15 protein-coding genes are annotated in these 16,209 nt (G+C 46.0%); 13 read left to right on the forward strand and 2 right to left on the reverse strand.

The window, feature by feature from the left end; all coding sequences use genetic code 11:
* On the forward strand, nucleotides 1–195 hold a 195-nt coding region (locus R8N46_RS15065; RefSeq protein WP_318098473.1), incomplete at its 5' end, for a hypothetical protein.
* A 13-nt stretch (nucleotides 196–208) separates the two neighbouring features.
* On the opposite strand, the gene R8N46_RS15070 is transcribed toward R8N46_RS15065, so the two are convergent.
* Nucleotides 209–1,387 (reverse strand): 2-octaprenyl-3-methyl-6-methoxy-1,4-benzoquinol hydroxylase, encoded by a 1,179-nt coding sequence (locus R8N46_RS15070; protein ID WP_064369039.1) that lies wholly within the window; start codon nucleotides 1,385–1,387, stop codon nucleotides 209–211.
* A 257-nt stretch (nucleotides 1,388–1,644) separates the two neighbouring features.
* On the opposite strand from R8N46_RS15070, the gene miaB reads away from it, so the two are divergent.
* The 5 genes from miaB (at nucleotide 1,645) to lnt (ending at nucleotide 7,262) form a co-directional block, all read left to right on the forward strand.
* Nucleotides 1,645–3,069, forward strand: coding sequence for a tRNA (N6-isopentenyl adenosine(37)-C2)-methylthiotransferase MiaB (gene miaB, locus R8N46_RS15075; RefSeq protein WP_005373038.1), 1,425 nt, complete (start codon nucleotides 1,645–1,647; stop codon nucleotides 3,067–3,069).
* Between the two features lie 73 nt (nucleotides 3,070–3,142).
* Nucleotides 3,143–4,240 carry a PhoH family protein gene (locus R8N46_RS15080; RefSeq protein ID WP_005373033.1) on the forward strand — a complete coding sequence of 366 codons (1,098 nt, stop codon included), beginning with the start codon at nucleotides 3,143–3,145 and terminating at the stop codon, nucleotides 4,238–4,240.
* A 2-nt stretch (nucleotides 4,241–4,242) separates the two neighbouring features.
* Entirely contained in the window at nucleotides 4,243–4,707 is a 465-nt protein-coding gene (ybeY, locus tag R8N46_RS15085) for an rRNA maturation RNase YbeY (RefSeq protein WP_005373030.1), read from the forward strand.
* Nucleotides 4,708–4,812: 105 nt separating this feature from the next.
* Nucleotides 4,813–5,712, forward strand: a complete 900-nt coding sequence (corC, locus tag R8N46_RS15090) for a CNNM family magnesium/cobalt transport protein CorC (RefSeq protein WP_005384118.1) — start codon at nucleotides 4,813–4,815, stop codon at nucleotides 5,710–5,712.
* Between the two features lie 32 nt (nucleotides 5,713–5,744).
* Nucleotides 5,745–7,262, forward strand: coding sequence for an apolipoprotein N-acyltransferase (gene lnt, locus R8N46_RS15095; RefSeq protein ID WP_213972478.1), 1,518 nt, complete (start codon nucleotides 5,745–5,747; stop codon nucleotides 7,260–7,262).
* Between the two features lie 84 nt (nucleotides 7,263–7,346).
* On the opposite strand, the gene R8N46_RS15100 is transcribed toward lnt, so the two are convergent.
* Nucleotides 7,347–7,817: a zinc ribbon-containing protein gene (locus R8N46_RS15100; RefSeq protein WP_005373024.1), complete on the reverse strand. Its 471-nt coding sequence runs from the start codon at nucleotides 7,815–7,817 to the stop codon at nucleotides 7,347–7,349.
* Between the two features lie 153 nt (nucleotides 7,818–7,970).
* On the opposite strand from R8N46_RS15100, the gene leuS reads away from it, so the two are divergent.
* From leuS to rodA, 7 genes are all read left to right on the forward strand, one after another.
* The gene (gene leuS / locus R8N46_RS15105; RefSeq protein WP_005391313.1) at nucleotides 7,971–10,544 is read left to right on the forward strand and encodes a leucine--tRNA ligase; all 2,574 of its coding nucleotides are present in this window, start codon (nucleotides 7,971–7,973) and stop codon (nucleotides 10,542–10,544) included.
* Between the two features lie 152 nt (nucleotides 10,545–10,696).
* Nucleotides 10,697–11,236, forward strand: coding sequence for an LPS assembly lipoprotein LptE (gene lptE, locus R8N46_RS15110; protein ID WP_005384122.1), 540 nt, complete (start codon nucleotides 10,697–10,699; stop codon nucleotides 11,234–11,236).
* Nucleotides 11,237–11,241: 5 nt separating this feature from the next.
* Complete coding sequence (gene holA, locus R8N46_RS15115) at nucleotides 11,242–12,261, forward strand: DNA polymerase III subunit delta (protein WP_104978864.1); 1,020 nt, start codon at nucleotides 11,242–11,244, stop codon at nucleotides 12,259–12,261.
* An 88-nt stretch (nucleotides 12,262–12,349) separates the two neighbouring features.
* Nucleotides 12,350–12,667 carry a ribosome silencing factor gene (gene rsfS / locus R8N46_RS15120; protein ID WP_115385790.1) on the forward strand — a complete coding sequence of 106 codons (318 nt, stop codon included), beginning with the start codon at nucleotides 12,350–12,352 and terminating at the stop codon, nucleotides 12,665–12,667.
* 4 nt (nucleotides 12,668–12,671) lie between these two features.
* A complete protein-coding gene (rlmH, locus tag R8N46_RS15125) occupies nucleotides 12,672–13,142 on the forward strand; it encodes a 23S rRNA (pseudouridine(1915)-N(3))-methyltransferase RlmH (protein WP_017821762.1) in 471 nt (156 codons plus the stop codon).
* Between the two features lie 29 nt (nucleotides 13,143–13,171).
* Nucleotides 13,172–15,088: a penicillin-binding protein 2 gene (mrdA, locus tag R8N46_RS15130; RefSeq protein ID WP_005384126.1), complete on the forward strand. Its 1,917-nt coding sequence runs from the start codon at nucleotides 13,172–13,174 to the stop codon at nucleotides 15,086–15,088.
* On the forward strand, nucleotides 15,088–16,209 hold the full coding sequence (rodA, locus tag R8N46_RS15135; protein WP_005384128.1) for a rod shape-determining protein RodA: 1,122 nt from the start codon (nucleotides 15,088–15,090) through the stop codon (nucleotides 16,207–16,209). Before mrdA ends, rodA begins: the two co-directional genes overlap by 1 nt.

Raw genomic sequence — 16,209 nt, forward strand, 5'->3', positions numbered from 1 at the left:
GAATTGGTAGACGCACCAGATTTAGGTTCTGGCGCCGCAAGGTGTGAGAGTTCAAGTCTCTCCTTCCGCACCATTATCGGAAAACCCAGCATGACTTTGCTGGGTTTTTTATTTTTTTGGTTCTGGACTCGGGAAATCATTAGATTTGCCGAATTAAAAAAGCGAGCTCATGGCTCGCTTTTTTTCTATCTGTGATTTGAGTAGCTTACTACATACCTAACGCGTATTTCAGTACTTGAGCCTTAATTGGCCCTGAGTTTTCAGCAAGCTTCAATGCAGCATTACGTACGAACTTCAATGGCCCAAGATCGTTGCTAAAACCTTTATAGAAAAAGTCCATGCCCGTCTGCATGAGTAAGTTGTCAGGTCGACGTGCGCGTTCGTATTTCGCGAGTAAGGTATCTTCCAGCTTTTCTTGCTGTTCTGTTACCGAAAGGAGAACGTCTACATCTTTGAAGCCTAAGTTTACCCCTTGCCCTGCAAGCGGGTTGATCGTATGGGCAGAGTCACCCACTAATACGCAATTTTTGCTTGAGTAGCTTTGCGCATGACGACGAGTGAGTGGGAATGAGCCAAACTGTAAAACTTCAATATCGCCTAATTCTGCAGGGAAATGACGTAAGATTTCTTCCCTTAGTTGAGGTTTACCCATCGCACACAGTTGTTTAATACGTTTAGGCGAGTCATACCAAACCAAAGAACCTTGGCCTACTATTTGACCATCGTCGTTACTCAAAGAGCACAGAGGTAAAAATGAACGTGGGCCTGAAGGTGTAAATTGTTGCCAAGTAATATCTTGCTGAGGCAATTCTGTTTTCACGTTAATCAACATGCAGTGTTGTCGGTAATCCCACGCAGTTACACCAATTCCAGCCAATTGACGAACTTTAGAGTTTGCACCATCAGCACCAATCACCCAGTTAGCTTCAAACTGCGCCCCACTTTCTAGTGTCACAAGATTTACATCTGCAAACTCAATGGCTTTTAATCGCTCAGGACACATCACGGTTAGATTTTCATACTTAGAGAAGACTTGCCAAAGACCTAATTGGATTAGGCGATTTTCAACGATGTAACCTAGCTGATCCAATGACAATTCATCAGAGTGAAAACGAGTACGGCACTCTGGGTGCTCCCAAGTTTCTAACCGCCGATAAGGACAAACTCGCATGCTCTTGATCTCTGACCATGCTCCGAGTGAATCAAGTAACTCCACCGACTGGTGCGAGATTGCAGATACACGAATATCCATCGCCTGAGCGGCATCAAAAACTTTAGGTTTTGTACCTTCGACCAAGACAACGCTTCTGCCCTGCTTGGCAAATCCAACAGCGACGGCTGCCCCGACCATACCGCCACCGATCACGGCGATGTCATACTTGTTCATTTTTCACTCTTCATCGTGCTGATTAATTGGCGTTTTTTATTGTACTTTCCATGGCTATTTTTACAAAATTGTTTAACAAAAAACCTTGTTCTGCATAGGGCGAAAAACTAGATTTCATCGGGCTTTGCAGAGAATTAGCTAGATCACTAGTCAGGTGCTTTTTAAAGCAGTACAATACGCCGCTTACCGCCGTGATGGCGGCTATAATTTGAGCAATAGCTCTCCGATTTAAGTACAACTGAACGAGCGAAAGTGAGATGAGTAAGAAACTGCTAATTAAAACCTGGGGCTGCCAGATGAACGAATACGATTCATCAAAAATGGCCGACCTGCTTAATGCTGCAAACGGCTACGAGCTGACGGAAGAGCCAGAGGAAGCAGACGTACTTCTACTTAACACCTGTTCGATCCGTGAAAAAGCGCAAGAGAAAGTTTTCCACCAGCTAGGCCGCTGGAAAACACTAAAAGATAAGAAACCTGGCGTAGTTATCGGTGTAGGTGGTTGTGTAGCAACGCAAGAAGGTGACCATATTCGTGAACGTGCACCATACGTTGACGTTATTTTTGGCCCACAAACTTTGCACCGCCTACCTGAGATGATCAAACAATCTCAGTCCGATGATGCACCAGTTATGGACATTTCGTTCCCAGAGATCGAAAAATTCGACCGCCTACCTGAACCTCGCGCTGAAGGTGCGACAGCATTCGTTTCTATTATGGAAGGCTGCTCTAAGTACTGTACTTACTGTGTCGTACCGTACACTCGTGGTGAAGAAGTAAGCCGTCCAATGGATGACGTACTATTCGAAATCGCCCAACTTGCTGAACAAGGCGTACGTGAAGTAAACCTTCTGGGTCAAAACGTAAACGCGTACCGTGGTCCTATGCACGATGGTGAGATCTGTTCATTTGCAGAACTGCTTCGTTTGGTTGCGTCTATCGATGGTATCGACCGTATTCGTTTCACGACGAGCCACCCGTTAGAATTCACAGACGACATCATCGCAGTATACGAAGATACGCCAGAACTTGTGAGCTTCCTGCACTTACCTGTGCAAAGTGGTAGTGACCGTATCCTAACGATGATGAAACGCCCTCACACCGCTATCGAATACAAATCGATCATCCGTAAACTGCGTAAAGCTCGTCCTGATATTCAAATCAGTTCAGACTTTATTGTTGGTTTCCCTGGTGAGACAGACAAAGACTTCCAAGACACCATGAAGCTAATCAAAGATGTAGACTTTGACATGAGCTTCAGCTTTATTTTCTCTCCACGTCCAGGTACGCCAGCAGCGGATTACCCTTGTGATGTGTCAGAACAAGTGAAGAAAGAGCGCCTTTACGAACTACAGCAAACTATCAATGCTCAAGCGATGCGTTACTCTCGCTTAATGCTTGGCACAGAACAACGTGTTCTAGTTGAAGGTCCTTCGAAGAAAAACCTAATGGAACTACGCGCTCGTACAGAAAACAACCGTGTAGTAAACTTTGAAGGTAGTGCAGACCTAATTGGTCAGTTCGTTGATGTGAAGATCGTAGACGTATTTGCAAACTCACTGCGTGGTGAGCTAGTACGTACTGAAAAAGACATGGATCTTCGTAGTGTGATTTCCCCAACGCAGATGATGGCGAAAACACGTCGCGAAGATGAGCTGGGTGTAGCTACTTTTACGCCGTAAGCTCGTATAAATAGCCATAGAGAGCCTGGTCGTTATCAGGCTCTCACTAAGTGGCAAAAAATGAGAGGCAACATTGAGCAATAAAATCGTAACTCTAGAAATTAACCTAGAACCTTCAGACAACCGCCGACTAGCTAGCCTGTGCGGTCCATTCGATGACAACATCAAGCATTTAGAACGTCGTCTAGGCGTTGAAATTAACCACCGTAGTGACCACTTTACGATTGTCGGTAAACCTCATACCGCATCAGCTGCGCTGGATATCCTGAAAACTCTATATGTTGATACCGCACCTGTACGAGGTGAGATCCCAGATATTGAGCCTGAGCAAATCCATCTAGCGATCAAAGAGTCTGGTGTTCTTGAGCAGAATACTGAGTCTAATATCGAGCATGGTAAAGAAGTCTTCGTCAAAACCAAGAAAGGTGTGATCAAACCACGTACGCCAAACCAAGCGCAGTACTTGGTTAACATGGTCACGCATGATATTTCTTTTGGTATTGGCCCGGCAGGTACAGGTAAAACCTACCTTGCTGTAGCAGCAGCTGTTGACGCACTAGAGCGCCAAGAGATCCGCCGTATTCTACTTACTCGTCCAGCGGTTGAAGCTGGTGAGAAATTGGGCTTCCTACCTGGTGATTTAAGCCAGAAAGTCGACCCATACCTACGTCCGCTATACGACGCCCTATTTGAAATGCTGGGCTTTGAGCGCGTAGAGAAGCTGATTGAACGTAACGTGATTGAGGTTGCCCCTCTTGCTTACATGCGTGGTCGTACTCTAAACGACGCCTTCATCATTCTTGATGAGAGTCAGAACACCACTGTTGAGCAGATGAAGATGTTCCTAACGCGTATTGGTTTTAACTCTCGCGCGGTTATCACTGGTGATGTCACGCAGATTGACTTACCTCGTGGTGCGAAATCGGGTCTTCGTCATGCTATTGAAGTACTAAGCGAAGTTGACGACATCAGCTTTAACTTCTTCTTAGCCGACGACGTTGTACGTCACCCTGTGGTTGCTCGTATCGTTAACGCGTACGAGAAGTGGGAAGCACAAGACCAGAAAGAGCGTAAAGAGTTCGAGAAACGCCGTCGTGAAGAACGCGACGCGAAGTTACTAGAAGCAGCAAAAGCCGAACTGAATGCACAAGTTGCTTCAACTAAGGAATAACCATGGCGATTGAACTTGATCTGCAACTGGCAGTCGAAAATGAAGAAGGTCTGCCTTCGCAGCAAGATTTCCAATTGTGGCTAGATAAGACAATCCCTCTCTTCCAGCCACAAGCCGAAGTCACCATTCGTATTGTTGATGAACAAGAAAGTCATACGCTCAACCATGAGTATCGCGGCAAAGATAAACCAACTAATGTGTTGTCGTTTCCATTTGAAGCACCTCCTGGTATGGAAATAGATTTACTTGGTGATTTGATTATTTGCCGCCAAGTTGTTGAAAAAGAGGCGGTTGAACAGAGCAAGCCTCTGCTAGCACATTGGGCGCATATGGTTGTACATGGCAGCTTGCATCTGCTAGGTTATGATCATATAGAGGATGACGAAGCCGAAGAGATGGAGTCCCTCGAAACCGAAATCATGCAAGGTATGGGTTATGAAGATCCTTACATTGCTGAAAAAGAGTAGCTATTGGCCACTCGACAGGGAAAGGCGAACCACCTAAATGACTCTCGTGTTCGCCTCTCTATGTGTGCTATCACACTTCTGATAGCGTTACTTAATTGAGAAACAATGAACGAAGATAATTCTCCCTCTTCTAACGAAGATAAGAAAGAAAAGGCAGAAGGTCCGAGTAGAAAGTCCTTCTTTGAACGTCTAGGTCAACTATTTCAGGGCGAACCAAAAGATCGCCAAGAGCTTGTGGATGTTATCCGCGACTCTGAAGTTAACGACCTGATTGACCATGACACTCGCGATATGCTCGAAGGTGTTATGGAAATCTCCGAAATGCGTGTGCGTGACATTATGATCCCGCGTTCGCAAATGGTTACCGTTGAGCGTACTCACGACCTTGATACCTTGGTTGCTTTGATTACCGATGCTCAACACTCTCGCTACCCTGTGATCAGCGAAGATAAAGACCATGTGGAAGGCATACTTCTAGCGAAGGACTTACTTAAATACTTAGGCTCAGGCAGCAATCCATTTGATATCGAAGAAGTCATTCGACCAGCGGTTGTAGTACCGGAAAGTAAACGCGTTGATCGACTGCTGAAAGAATTCCGTGAAGAACGTTATCATATGGCCATTGTTGTCGATGAATTCGGTGGTGTTTCTGGTCTTGTAACCATTGAAGATATCCTTGAGGAAATCGTCGGGGATATTGAAGATGAATTCGATGAAAGTGAAGAGACGGACATTCGTAAGCTGAGCAAGCATACGTTTGCTGTCAGAGCGCTGACAACCATCGAAGAGTTTAATGAGACATTCGGAACCAACTTCAGCGATGAGGAAGTTGATACCGTTGGTGGTATGGTCATGACTGCCTTTGGTCACTTACCTTCTCGTGGTGAACTGGTTGAAATTGAAGGCTACAACTTCAAAGTCACCGCTGCCGATAACCGTCGTGTCATTCAACTCCAAGTGACGATCCCAGACGAAGAAACCCTGGTTGAAGCCACTCAAGAGTAACGCGATACCCATTGGGAATCTCAGAAATTACAATGATGAATGAACTCTTTCATCGCCTTAAGCGGCCCTTAGTGGCCGCTTTTGTTGGCGCCTCTACTACACTCGCTTTCGCTCCTTACCAGCTGTGGCCTATTGCCATTCTTAGCCCAGCAATTCTACTGATTCTTCTTGCTAACCAAACTCCGAAACGCGCACTATGGATTGGTTATGCTTGGGGGTTAGGTCAATTTGCAACTGGCGTTAGCTGGGTTTACGTCAGTATCTCCGGTTTTGGCGGTATGCCGCTCATTGCCAATTTATTTTTAATGGGCTTGCTTGTTGCCTACTTGGCTGTTTATTCAGGCTTATTTGCTTGGCTCAACAACAAGCTGTTTCCTCAATTTACGCTCACAAAAGCACTTCTCGCTGCACCTGCTTTATGGCTGATCAGTGATTGGTTACGTGGTTGGGTGATGACTGGCTTCCCTTGGTTATGGCTAGGCTATAGCCAGATAGATGCTCCACTCGCAAGCTTTGCACCAATTGGCGGCGTAGAACTGCTTACTCTATTTATCCTTATCAGCGCAGGGGCGTTAGCCTACGCATGGATTCATAAGCAGTGGCTGATGGTGATTATCCCTGCGGTACTACTCAGTACTGGCTTTGGGGTTCGCAACTACGATTGGGTAACACCCCGACCAGAAGACACGACTAAGCTCGCGCTGATTCAAGGTAACGTAGACCAGAACCTAAAGTGGCTACCAAGTCAACGCTGGCCAACCATCATGAAGTACGCTGACTTAACTCGTGAAAACTGGGATGCAGACATTATCGTTTGGCCAGAAGCAGCAATTCCCGCTTTTGAAATTGAAGTGCCTTCATTTTTGAGCAATATCGACAGCGCTGCAAAAATGAATAACAGCGCAATCATCACCGGTGTCGTCAACCAAGCTGAAGATCGACAGTTCTACAACAGTATTCTGTCCCTAGGCATCACACCATACGGTGACTACAGCTTCGATTTAAGCGAACGTTACCATAAGCATCACCTACTACCATTTGGTGAGTTTGTACCATTTGAAGATATTTTGCGCCCATTAGCGCCATTCTTTAACCTACCGATGTCGTCGTTTAGCCGTGGGGCTTTTGTGCAGCCAAACATCGTTGCGAATGGCATGCACATGGCACCAGCGCTTTGCTATGAGATCATCTTTAATGAGCAAGTGCGTCAAAATGTGACTGACGAAACAGACTTCATTCTAACGCTTTCAAATGATGCATGGTTTGGTCACTCTATCGGTCCTCTTCAGCATATGGAGATCGCCCGTATGCGTGCCTTAGAGTTAGGTAAACCGCTCATCCGCTCGACTAACAACGGATTAACAGCGGTAACCGATCACAAAGGTAAAATCGTTGAGCAAGTACCGCAGTTTGAAACTGCAGTACTGCGCGCAGAGCTCACCCCAACCAATGGACAAACGCCATATCGAGTCCTTGGTACTTGGCCATTGTATATTTGGGTTGGGTTAAGTTTAGCGCTGGCGCTCGGCTTAAGAAGAAAACAGAGCTGATAACAGCTTGAAAGTAGAAAAGACAAAAAAGAGGCGACTAAGCCTCTTTTTTATTCATAGCATTATACTGTCGTTACGCGCCATTTATGGCTTTAATGACTGACGAGTAAAGCCTTTGTGACCACATTTAATACACGGAATGATTACAGTTGGGTGGTTATACGTTGTCTTGTGACCACACTCATCACAGACTAAAGTGCCTAAGCCTATCACCTCTCCTGCTTCATATAGCCCTTGATGCTCTAAGTCATCGAACAACTCAACCCACTCAACTTTAGTTCGGTCAGTAATCTCTAACAGCCCTTGCCATATCGAGTCCGCAATCGTTAAGTAAAACGGGCCGCTTTTGCTATCCTCGTAACTCTCTGAAAACTCTTTTAAGTCTGCTTTAAGGTACGCTTTGATTAAAGCCAATTCATCTTTGGTCAAGTCATTAGCAGCATCCACCACTTTGCCCGACGTCTCAATCGCTTTGTTAACTTCTTCCGGACTGTGCTTCAAGGTTTCAATCACATCCTCGAGCATTTCCTCATAACCTGTTTTACGTTTAGGCATAACTGACCTCCATCTTTCTCCTACCTGCGTCACTTAAGGGCGCATGGGTACAGATTGGCTATTGTTGTGATCCCTAGCTTTAGGTATTCTATGACGATCTATTTAAGTCTGTTCTAACCGAACTCACAAATTCCAAGATAACGGATACCATCGATGCAAGAACAATACAACCCACAAGATATTGAACAAAAAGTTCAAAAGCACTGGGATGACAACAAAACCTTTGTTGTAAGTGAAGACCCAAATAAAGAAAAATTCTACTGTCTGTCCATGTTCCCATACCCAAGTGGTCGACTGCACATGGGTCACGTGCGCAACTACACTATCGGTGATGTAGTATCTCGTTTCCAACGCCTACAAGGCAAAAACGTGATGCAACCTATCGGTTGGGACGCATTCGGTCTACCTGCAGAAAACGCAGCAGTAAAAAACAAAACTGCGCCAGCACCTTGGACTTACGAAAACATCGAATACATGAAGAACCAACTTAAGCTTCTAGGCTTTGGTTACGATTGGAACCGTGAATTCGCAACATGTACACCGGAGTACTACCGCTGGGAACAAGAGTTCTTCACTAAACTTTACGAGAAAGGTTTAGTTTACAAAAAGACTTCTTCTGTTAACTGGTGTCCTAACGACCAAACTGTTCTTGCAAACGAGCAGGTTGAAGACGGTTGTTGCTGGCGTTGTGATACGCCTGTAGAGCAAAAAGAAATCCCTCAATGGTTCATCAAAATCACTGAGTACGCTCAAGAGCTACTAGACGACTTAGACAAGCTTGAAGGTTGGCCTGAAATGGTGAAGACCATGCAGCGCAACTGGATTGGTCGTTCTGAAGGTGTTGAACTGAAGTTTGAAGTTAAGGGTCAACAAGACCTAGAAGTTTACACAACACGTCCAGATACGCTAATGGGTGTGACTTACGTGGGTATCGCAGCCGGCCACCCTCTTGCAGCTCTTGCAGCAGAGAACAATCCAGAGCTTGCAGCGTTTATCGACGAATGTAAGAACAACAAGGTTGCAGAAGCTGAGCTAGCGACAATGGAGAAGAAAGGTATGGCAACTGGCCTTACTGCGATTCATCCATTGAACGGCCGCGAAGTACCAGTATACGTAGCAAACTTTGTACTGATGGACTACGGTACAGGCGCGGTAATGGCAGTACCTGCACACGACCAACGTGACTACGAGTTCGCAACGAAGTACGGTCTAGACATCGTGCCTGTTATCAAGCCTGCTGATGGCAGCGAGCTAGACATTTCTGAAGCGGCATACACAGAGAAAGGCGTACTGTTCGATTCTGGTGAATTCGACGGCCTAGAATTCCAAGCGGCGTTCGATGCAATTGCAGCGAAGCTAGAAGCAGAAGGCAAAGGCACTAAGACTGTAAACTTCCGTCTACGCGACTGGGGTGTATCTCGTCAACGTTACTGGGGCGCACCAATCCCAATGGTAACGACTGAAGACGGTGAAGTTCACCCAGTACCTGCTGACCAACTACCAGTGATTCTTCCAGAAGACGTGGTAATGGACGGCGTAACCAGCCCAATCAAAGCAGACAAAGAGTGGGCGAAGACAACCTTTAACGGCGAACCTGCTCTACGTGAGACAGATACGTTCGATACGTTCATGGAATCTTCTTGGTACTACGCGCGTTACTGTTCACCACAAGCGGACGACATCCTAGACCCAGAAAAAGCAAACTACTGGCTACCAGTAGATCAGTACATCGGTGGTATCGAGCACGCTTGTATGCACCTACTGTACTCACGCTTCTTCCACAAACTACTGCGCGATGCGGGTTACGTAACTTCTGACGAACCGTTCAAGCAACTACTGTGTCAAGGCATGGTACTGGCTGATGCGTTCTACTTCGAGAACGAGAAAGGTGGTAAAGAGTGGGTAGCTCCAACAGACGTAGCCGTTGAACGTGATGGTAAAGGCCGCATTACTTCTGCTAAAGACACTGAAGGTCGTGATGTAACGCACTCAGGCATGATCAAGATGTCTAAGTCTAAGAACAACGGTATCGACCCTCAAGAAATGGTAGACAAGTACGGCGCTGACACAGTACGTCTATTCATGATGTTCGCGTCTCCAGCGGACATGACACTTGAATGGCAAGAGTCTGGCGTAGAAGGTGCGAACCGCTTCCTAAAACGTGTTTGGAAACTAGTGAAAGAGCACACAGCGAAAGGCGCAGCAGAAGCAGTAGATACCGCAGCGCTTTCTGGTGATCAAAAAGCACTTCGCCGTGACGTTCACAAGACTATCGCGAAAGTGACGGACGATATCGCTCGTCGTCAAACATTCAACACCGCGATCGCAGCGATCATGGAGCTGATGAACAAACTAGCGAAAGCGCCTCAAGAATCTGCGCAAGATCGTGCAATCCTTGACGAGGCACTGAAAGCTATTGTTGTCATGCTTTACCCTATCACTCCGCATATCTCATACGAGCTATGGGCAGCACTAGGTGAAACAGACATTGATAACGCGGCATGGCCGACGTTTGACGAAAAAGCGCTAGTTGAAGACGAAAAAACTATCGTTGTTCAAGTTAACGGTAAGCTACGTGCGAAGCTAACAGTCCCAGCTGATATCTCTAAAGACGATATCGAACAGCTTGGTCTAAACGACGAAAACGTGGTTAAGTTCACTGATGGCCTGACTATTCGTAAAGTTATTTACGTTCCAGGTAAACTGCTGAACATCGTTGCAAACTAATCGCAGCTGTCAATTTGTCTCTGTTTAGCGAACTTATTTGTTAACCAAGAGTCATTAAACAGGGTAGTTTTCTACCCTGTTTATTTACCTCAAACCATTCACATGAGTGGTTTAAGGTAAATAACCCCTTCAATTTAGGATGAATACAATCAATGCGCTTTTTCTCTTTGATTAAACTACCAGTGGTATTGGTATTAGCGGGGCTTCTTTCTGCCTGTGGTTTTCACCTTCGCGGCGAGTATTCCGTACCGGAAGAGCTGCACACTATGTCTTTCTCCAGCTACGATGAATACAGTGAATTAACTCGCTATGTTCGCTCTCAACTCGAACTGAACAAAGTTGAACTTGTTCAACCATCATCGACGGTACCCAACCTTCATTTGACGGAAGCGACAATCGATGAGCGTACACTATCGCTTTATCAAAATAGCCGTGCAGCAGAAAAAGAGCTGACATACGTAGTAAAATACCGTGTGACAATTCCTGGCTATGGTTCTAAAAACTTTACGACAACAGTAAACCGCAACTACCTAGACAACCCGTTGACCGCACTTGCAAAATCTGTTGAGCGTGACGTAATTGAAGACGAGATGCGCTTGCAAGCTGCAAAACAGATGATGCGCCAGTTGGGCCGTATTCGTGCCGAATATGAAGCAGGACAAATCTCTGAGCCAGCGAACAAAAACTCTTAGTCACTATGCGAATTTATGCCGATAAGCTAACGGATCATTTAACTAAACAAGTTAAACAGGTTTACTTAATCTTTGGTAATGAGCCGTTACTGATTCAAGAAAGCCGCCAAGCAATCCAAAAGGCAGCGTTTCAGCAAGGTTTTGAGGAAAAACACCGTTTTGCTGTGGATGCTAGCATCGACTGGAACCAAGTTTACGACTGTTTCCAAGCGATGAGTCTGTTTTCACACCGTCAATTGATTGAGCTTGAAATTCCTGAAAGTGGCGTGACAACCGCCGTCAGCAAAGAGCTGCAAACACTGTGTGATATGCTTCATGATGACATCATGCTCGTCATTGTTGGTAGCAAACTGACCAAAGCCCAAGAAAATGCGAAATGGTTCAAAGCATTAAGCTCAAAAGGCGATTGGGTAAGCTGCTTGTCGCCAGACCTTCAACGCCTACCTATGTTCATTCAGACACGTTGCCGCACATTGGGACTAAAACCCGATCAGCAATCACTGCAAATGTTGGCTCAATGGCATGAAGGTAACCTATTTGCATTGACACAAAGCTTAGAGAAATTGGCCCTACTCTACCCGGATGGTGAGCTGACCATCATACGTTTAGAAGAAGCCCTAAGTCGCCATAATCACTTCACTACCTTTAACTGGATCGACGCCTTACTGGCAGGTAAAGCAAACCGTGCACAACGTATTCTTCGCCAACTTGAGGCGGAAGGGGTTGAGACCGTGATCTTGATTCGAAGTGTACAAAAAGAGTTGAGCCAACTTTTAAATATGCATCAAGACTTAACTCAAATGGGAATGAACCAGGTATTTGAGAAATATCGAGTTTGGCAAAACAAGCGTCCACTCTATAACGCAGCACTGGCCCGCTTATCAGCGAGTCGTATTTGTGCATTGCTCTCCTTGTTGGCTCAAGCCGAGATAAAAGCCAAAACTCAGTATGACGAGTCTGTATGGCCAACTATTCATCAGTTGAGCTTAGAAACCTGCTCTCCTGATATTAAGCTGGCAATTTAAAAATCAAAGCGTGATATAGTGCGCGACCTGTTTTGCAAGCAAGAATGTAAAACACTGTAGAGATAAGAGACAAACCGAGGAAAACCGAGTGCTTCGCGAAGAACTGAAAGACTTTTTAGCTGATAAAGCCGACGACATGAAAGCGGAAGACATTATCGTCCTAAATGTGGAAGATAAATCAAGCGTGACAGATTACATGATCATCTGTACTGGTACATCCAAACGCCACGTTTCATCCATCGCTGACCATGTTGCAACAGAGGTGAAAAAAGCCGGTCTTGAGCCACTAGGAATGGAAGGTGAAAACGAAGGTGAATGGGTAGTCCTTGATATGGGCGAAGCCATGCTTCACGTGATGCAAGAAGAGCACCGCGAACTCTACCAGCTAGAAAAACTCTGGGGTTAATCTTTTGAAAATTCAACTAATTGCTGTTGGTACAAAAATGCCAAAATGGGTTGAGGAAGGCTTTCAAGAATATCGTCGCCGTTTCCCGCATGATATGCCGTTAGAGTTGATTGAAATCTCTGCTGGCAAGCGTGGTAAGAATGCCGATATCGCTCGCATCCTGCAAAAAGAAGGAGAAGCGATGCTCGCGGCGGTACCAAAAGGCAACCGTATCGTCACGTTAGATATCCCAGGTAAAAAATGGGACACTCCTCAACTCGCTGAGCAGTTAGAAGCTTGGAAATTAGATGGCCGTGATGTATCAATATTAATCGGCGGTCCCGAAGGACTCGCTCCTGCATGCAAAGCTGCAGCAGACCAAAGCTGGTCATTATCTGCCTTAACGCTACCCCACCCTCTAGTGCGTATCGTAATGGCAGAAAGCTTGTACCGAGCGTGGAGCATCACCGCTAACCACCCTTATCATCGCGAATAATCGTTGTTTAACTTTAGAGCCAAGCGTTAATGATTCGTAAACGCCGCAGTCAAATCCGAGATTATCAAGCCGAAGCGCGTCTGTTTGCCAGCCGCGCTATTGTTGCTTTTATCGGCATTGTTGTCTTGATGGGAGCTCTGGTTGCCAACATGTACAACATTCAGGTGAACCAGTTTCAAGACTATCAAACCCGCTCGAACGATAACCGCATCAAAGTAGTGCCTATCGCGCCTAACCGAGGTCTAATTTATGACCGAAATGGCGTTTTACTGGCAGAGAACCGTCCCGTCTTTAACTTAGAACTGACCCCAGAAAAAATTAAAGACATTGATGCAACCATCCAAGAATTACAAACTATTCTGGAAATTACACCAGACCAGATTGAACGTTTCCACCACGAGCGTAAACGGACTCGTCGATTTAAATCGGTCCCACTGCTTACCCAACTGAACGAAAAACAAGTAGCGGTATTCTCCGTCAATCAGTACCGCTTTCCGGGTGTGGAAATAAGTGCGACCTTAAAGCGCTACTACCCTTTCAGCGAAGTCTTAACCCACGTGATTGGTTACGTTTCTCGAATCAATGATCGCGACATGCAGCGCCTGATCCGAGAAGAAAAAGACGCAAACTATCAAGCCACTCGCGACATTGGTAAGCTGGGTATTGAAAAATACTACGAAGACCTCTTACACGGTACAGCCGGATATCAAGAAGTCGAGGTAAACAGCCGCGGCCGAGTAATTCGTACGTTAAAGTACGTTCCACCTGTACCCGGAAAAGACATCGTTTTAAACCTTGATATCAACTTGCAGCTGTACGTACACCAATTATTGGATGGCCGCAGAGGCAGTGCTGTAGTGATCGATCCTAGAGACAACGGTGTACTGGCTATGGTTTCAAGTCCTAGCTACGATCCTAACTCGTTCGTGCACGGAATCTCAGGTAAAGACTATCGTGCCCTTTTGAACGATAAAAACCGTCCTTTGGTCAACCGCACTACACTTGGCATTTACCCTCCGGCCTCTACCATCAAACCATTTATGGCGGTAGCCGCGCTGCAAGAAGGTGTCGTCACACCTAACACCACACGAAATGACCCTGGTTATTGGCGCATACCAAACTCCAACACACGCCCGTTTCGTGACTGGTTGCGTTGGGGGCACGGGCGCGTCGATATCATTAAGTCGATCGAAGAGTCTGTTGATACCTTCTACTATCAAATCGCTTATGACATGGGTATTGACCGTATTTCGAATTGGATGATGATGTTCGGTTTTGGTGATTACACTGGCATTGATATCTACGAAGAAAGTAAGGCGAATATGCCGACTCGTGACTGGAAAATGTCTCGCCATAAAACCCCATGGTATAAAGGTGATACGATCCCTGTGGGTATCGGCCAAGGATATTGGACAGCAACACCAATGCAAATCGCCAAAGCAACCTCCGTATTAGTAAACGAGGGAGAAGTGATCGCACCTCACTTGCTCAAAGCGACGATAGAAAATGGTAACGACTTCGAAGAGCAGCAAACGACAGAATACGTGACTTACCCACCAATCAAGAATGTGCCTAAAAAGTACTGGGATATGGCGAAAGAAGGCATGCGTCGGGTAAACCATGGCACGCGCGGAACAGCTCGTCGCTCATTCTACAAAATGAATTATGAAACAGCGGGTAAATCAGGTACTGCACAGGTCTTCGGTCTGGGTGAAAACGAAGAGTACAACGCCGATGAAATCGCCGAGCACTTACGTGACCATGCGTTATTTACTGGCTTTGCACCATTTGATGATCCTAAAGTGGTCGTCACTGTAGTACTAGAAAATGCCGGTGGTGGTTCTAGTAACGGTGCCCCAGTAGTAAGGAAAATTTTTGACCGAGTCGTTCTTGGTCCAGAAGAAATTGAGCCTGAAAACAATGCGAAGAAAGAGGTAAAACAGTAATGAAGATGGATCCCTCTACAGGTAAAAATCGCGCCCTGTTTGAACGCTTCCATATCGACTTACCACTCCTACTTGGCATACTGGCCCTGATGGGGTTTGGCCTGGTGATCATGTACAGCGCCAGTGGCCAAAGTTTACTGATGATGGATCGCCAAGCCATGCGAATGGTGCTTTCACTCGTTGTGATGCTCGTCCTTGCACAGCTTTCTCCACGAACTTACGAAAGCTTGGCACCTTTGATGTTCGTTGGTGGCGTTATACTGCTTTTCGGCGTGCTGTTTTTCGGTGAAGCATCGAAAGGCGCGCAGCGTTGGCTTAACCTCGGTTTTGTGCGCTTTCAACCGTCAGAGCTATTGAAGCTCGCGGTGCCATTAATGGTAGCTCGCTATGTTGGTAGACAGCCCCTCCCACCAACGCTAAGAACACTCATTGTTGCACTGATTATGGTCTGCTTACCAACCATTCTCATTGCAAAACAGCCTGACTTAGGTACCTCAATCCTGATCGCGGCTTCCGGTATTTTTGTTATCTTCCTCGCCGGCATTAGCTGGAAAATAATTGCTGGTGCTGCGATTGCATTAGGTGGTTTCATTCCAATTCTGTGGTTTTTCTTGATGCGAGAGTATCAAAAAGTGCGAGTTCGTACTCTATTTAACCCGGAGTCTGATCCGCTAGGAGCGGGCTACCACATTATTCAGAGTAAAATTGCGATTGGCTCCGGCGGTATTTCCGGCAAAGGTTGGTTGCAAGGTACGCAGTCACAACTAGAATTTCTTCCTGAACGACACACTGACTTTATCTTTGCAGTAATTGCTGAAGAATGGGGTATGATTGGCTTCCTTTGCCTTTTAGCCATCTATCTATTTATTATTGGACGAGGTTTATATCTCGCCAGCCAAGCGCAAACCGCATTTGGACGAATGATGGCAGGCAGTATTGTACTCAGCTTCTTCGTGTATATTTTTGTAAATATTGGCATGGTAAGTGGCATCCTACCTGTAGTAGGTGTACCGTTGCCACTCATCAGTTATGGCGGCACATCAATGGTAACCTTGATGGCTGGTTTTGGTATTCTGATGTCGATTCATACGCACCGAAAAGCATTCTCTAAGGCGACCTAG

It is taken from the genome of Vibrio sp. 1874 (assembly GCF_033344395.1).
GTDB lineage: Bacteria > Pseudomonadota > Gammaproteobacteria > Enterobacterales > Vibrionaceae > Vibrio > Vibrio alginolyticus.

Coding starts and splice junctions, on each gene's coding strand:
- corC (WP_005384118.1), top strand. CDS start 4,813: ATGAACGAAGATAATTCTCCCTCTTCTAACGAAGATAAGAAAGAAAAG.
- R8N46_RS15100 (WP_005373024.1), bottom strand. CDS start 7,817: ATGCCTAAACGTAAAACAGGTTATGAGGAAATGCTCGAGGATGTGATT.
- ybeY (WP_005373030.1), top strand. CDS start 4,243: ATGGCGATTGAACTTGATCTGCAACTGGCAGTCGAAAATGAAGAAGGT.
- mrdA (WP_005384126.1), top strand. CDS start 13,172: ATGATTCGTAAACGCCGCAGTCAAATCCGAGATTATCAAGCCGAAGCG.
- R8N46_RS15070 (WP_064369039.1), bottom strand. CDS start 1,387: ATGAACAAGTATGACATCGCCGTGATCGGTGGCGGTATGGTCGGGGCA.
- lnt (WP_213972478.1), top strand. CDS start 5,745: ATGATGAATGAACTCTTTCATCGCCTTAAGCGGCCCTTAGTGGCCGCT.
- leuS (WP_005391313.1), top strand. CDS start 7,971: ATGCAAGAACAATACAACCCACAAGATATTGAACAAAAAGTTCAAAAG.
- lptE (WP_005384122.1), top strand. CDS start 10,697: ATGCGCTTTTTCTCTTTGATTAAACTACCAGTGGTATTGGTATTAGCG.
- miaB (WP_005373038.1), top strand. CDS start 1,645: ATGAGTAAGAAACTGCTAATTAAAACCTGGGGCTGCCAGATGAACGAA.
- holA (WP_104978864.1), top strand. CDS start 11,242: ATGCGAATTTATGCCGATAAGCTAACGGATCATTTAACTAAACAAGTT.
- rodA (WP_005384128.1), top strand. CDS start 15,088: ATGAAGATGGATCCCTCTACAGGTAAAAATCGCGCCCTGTTTGAACGC.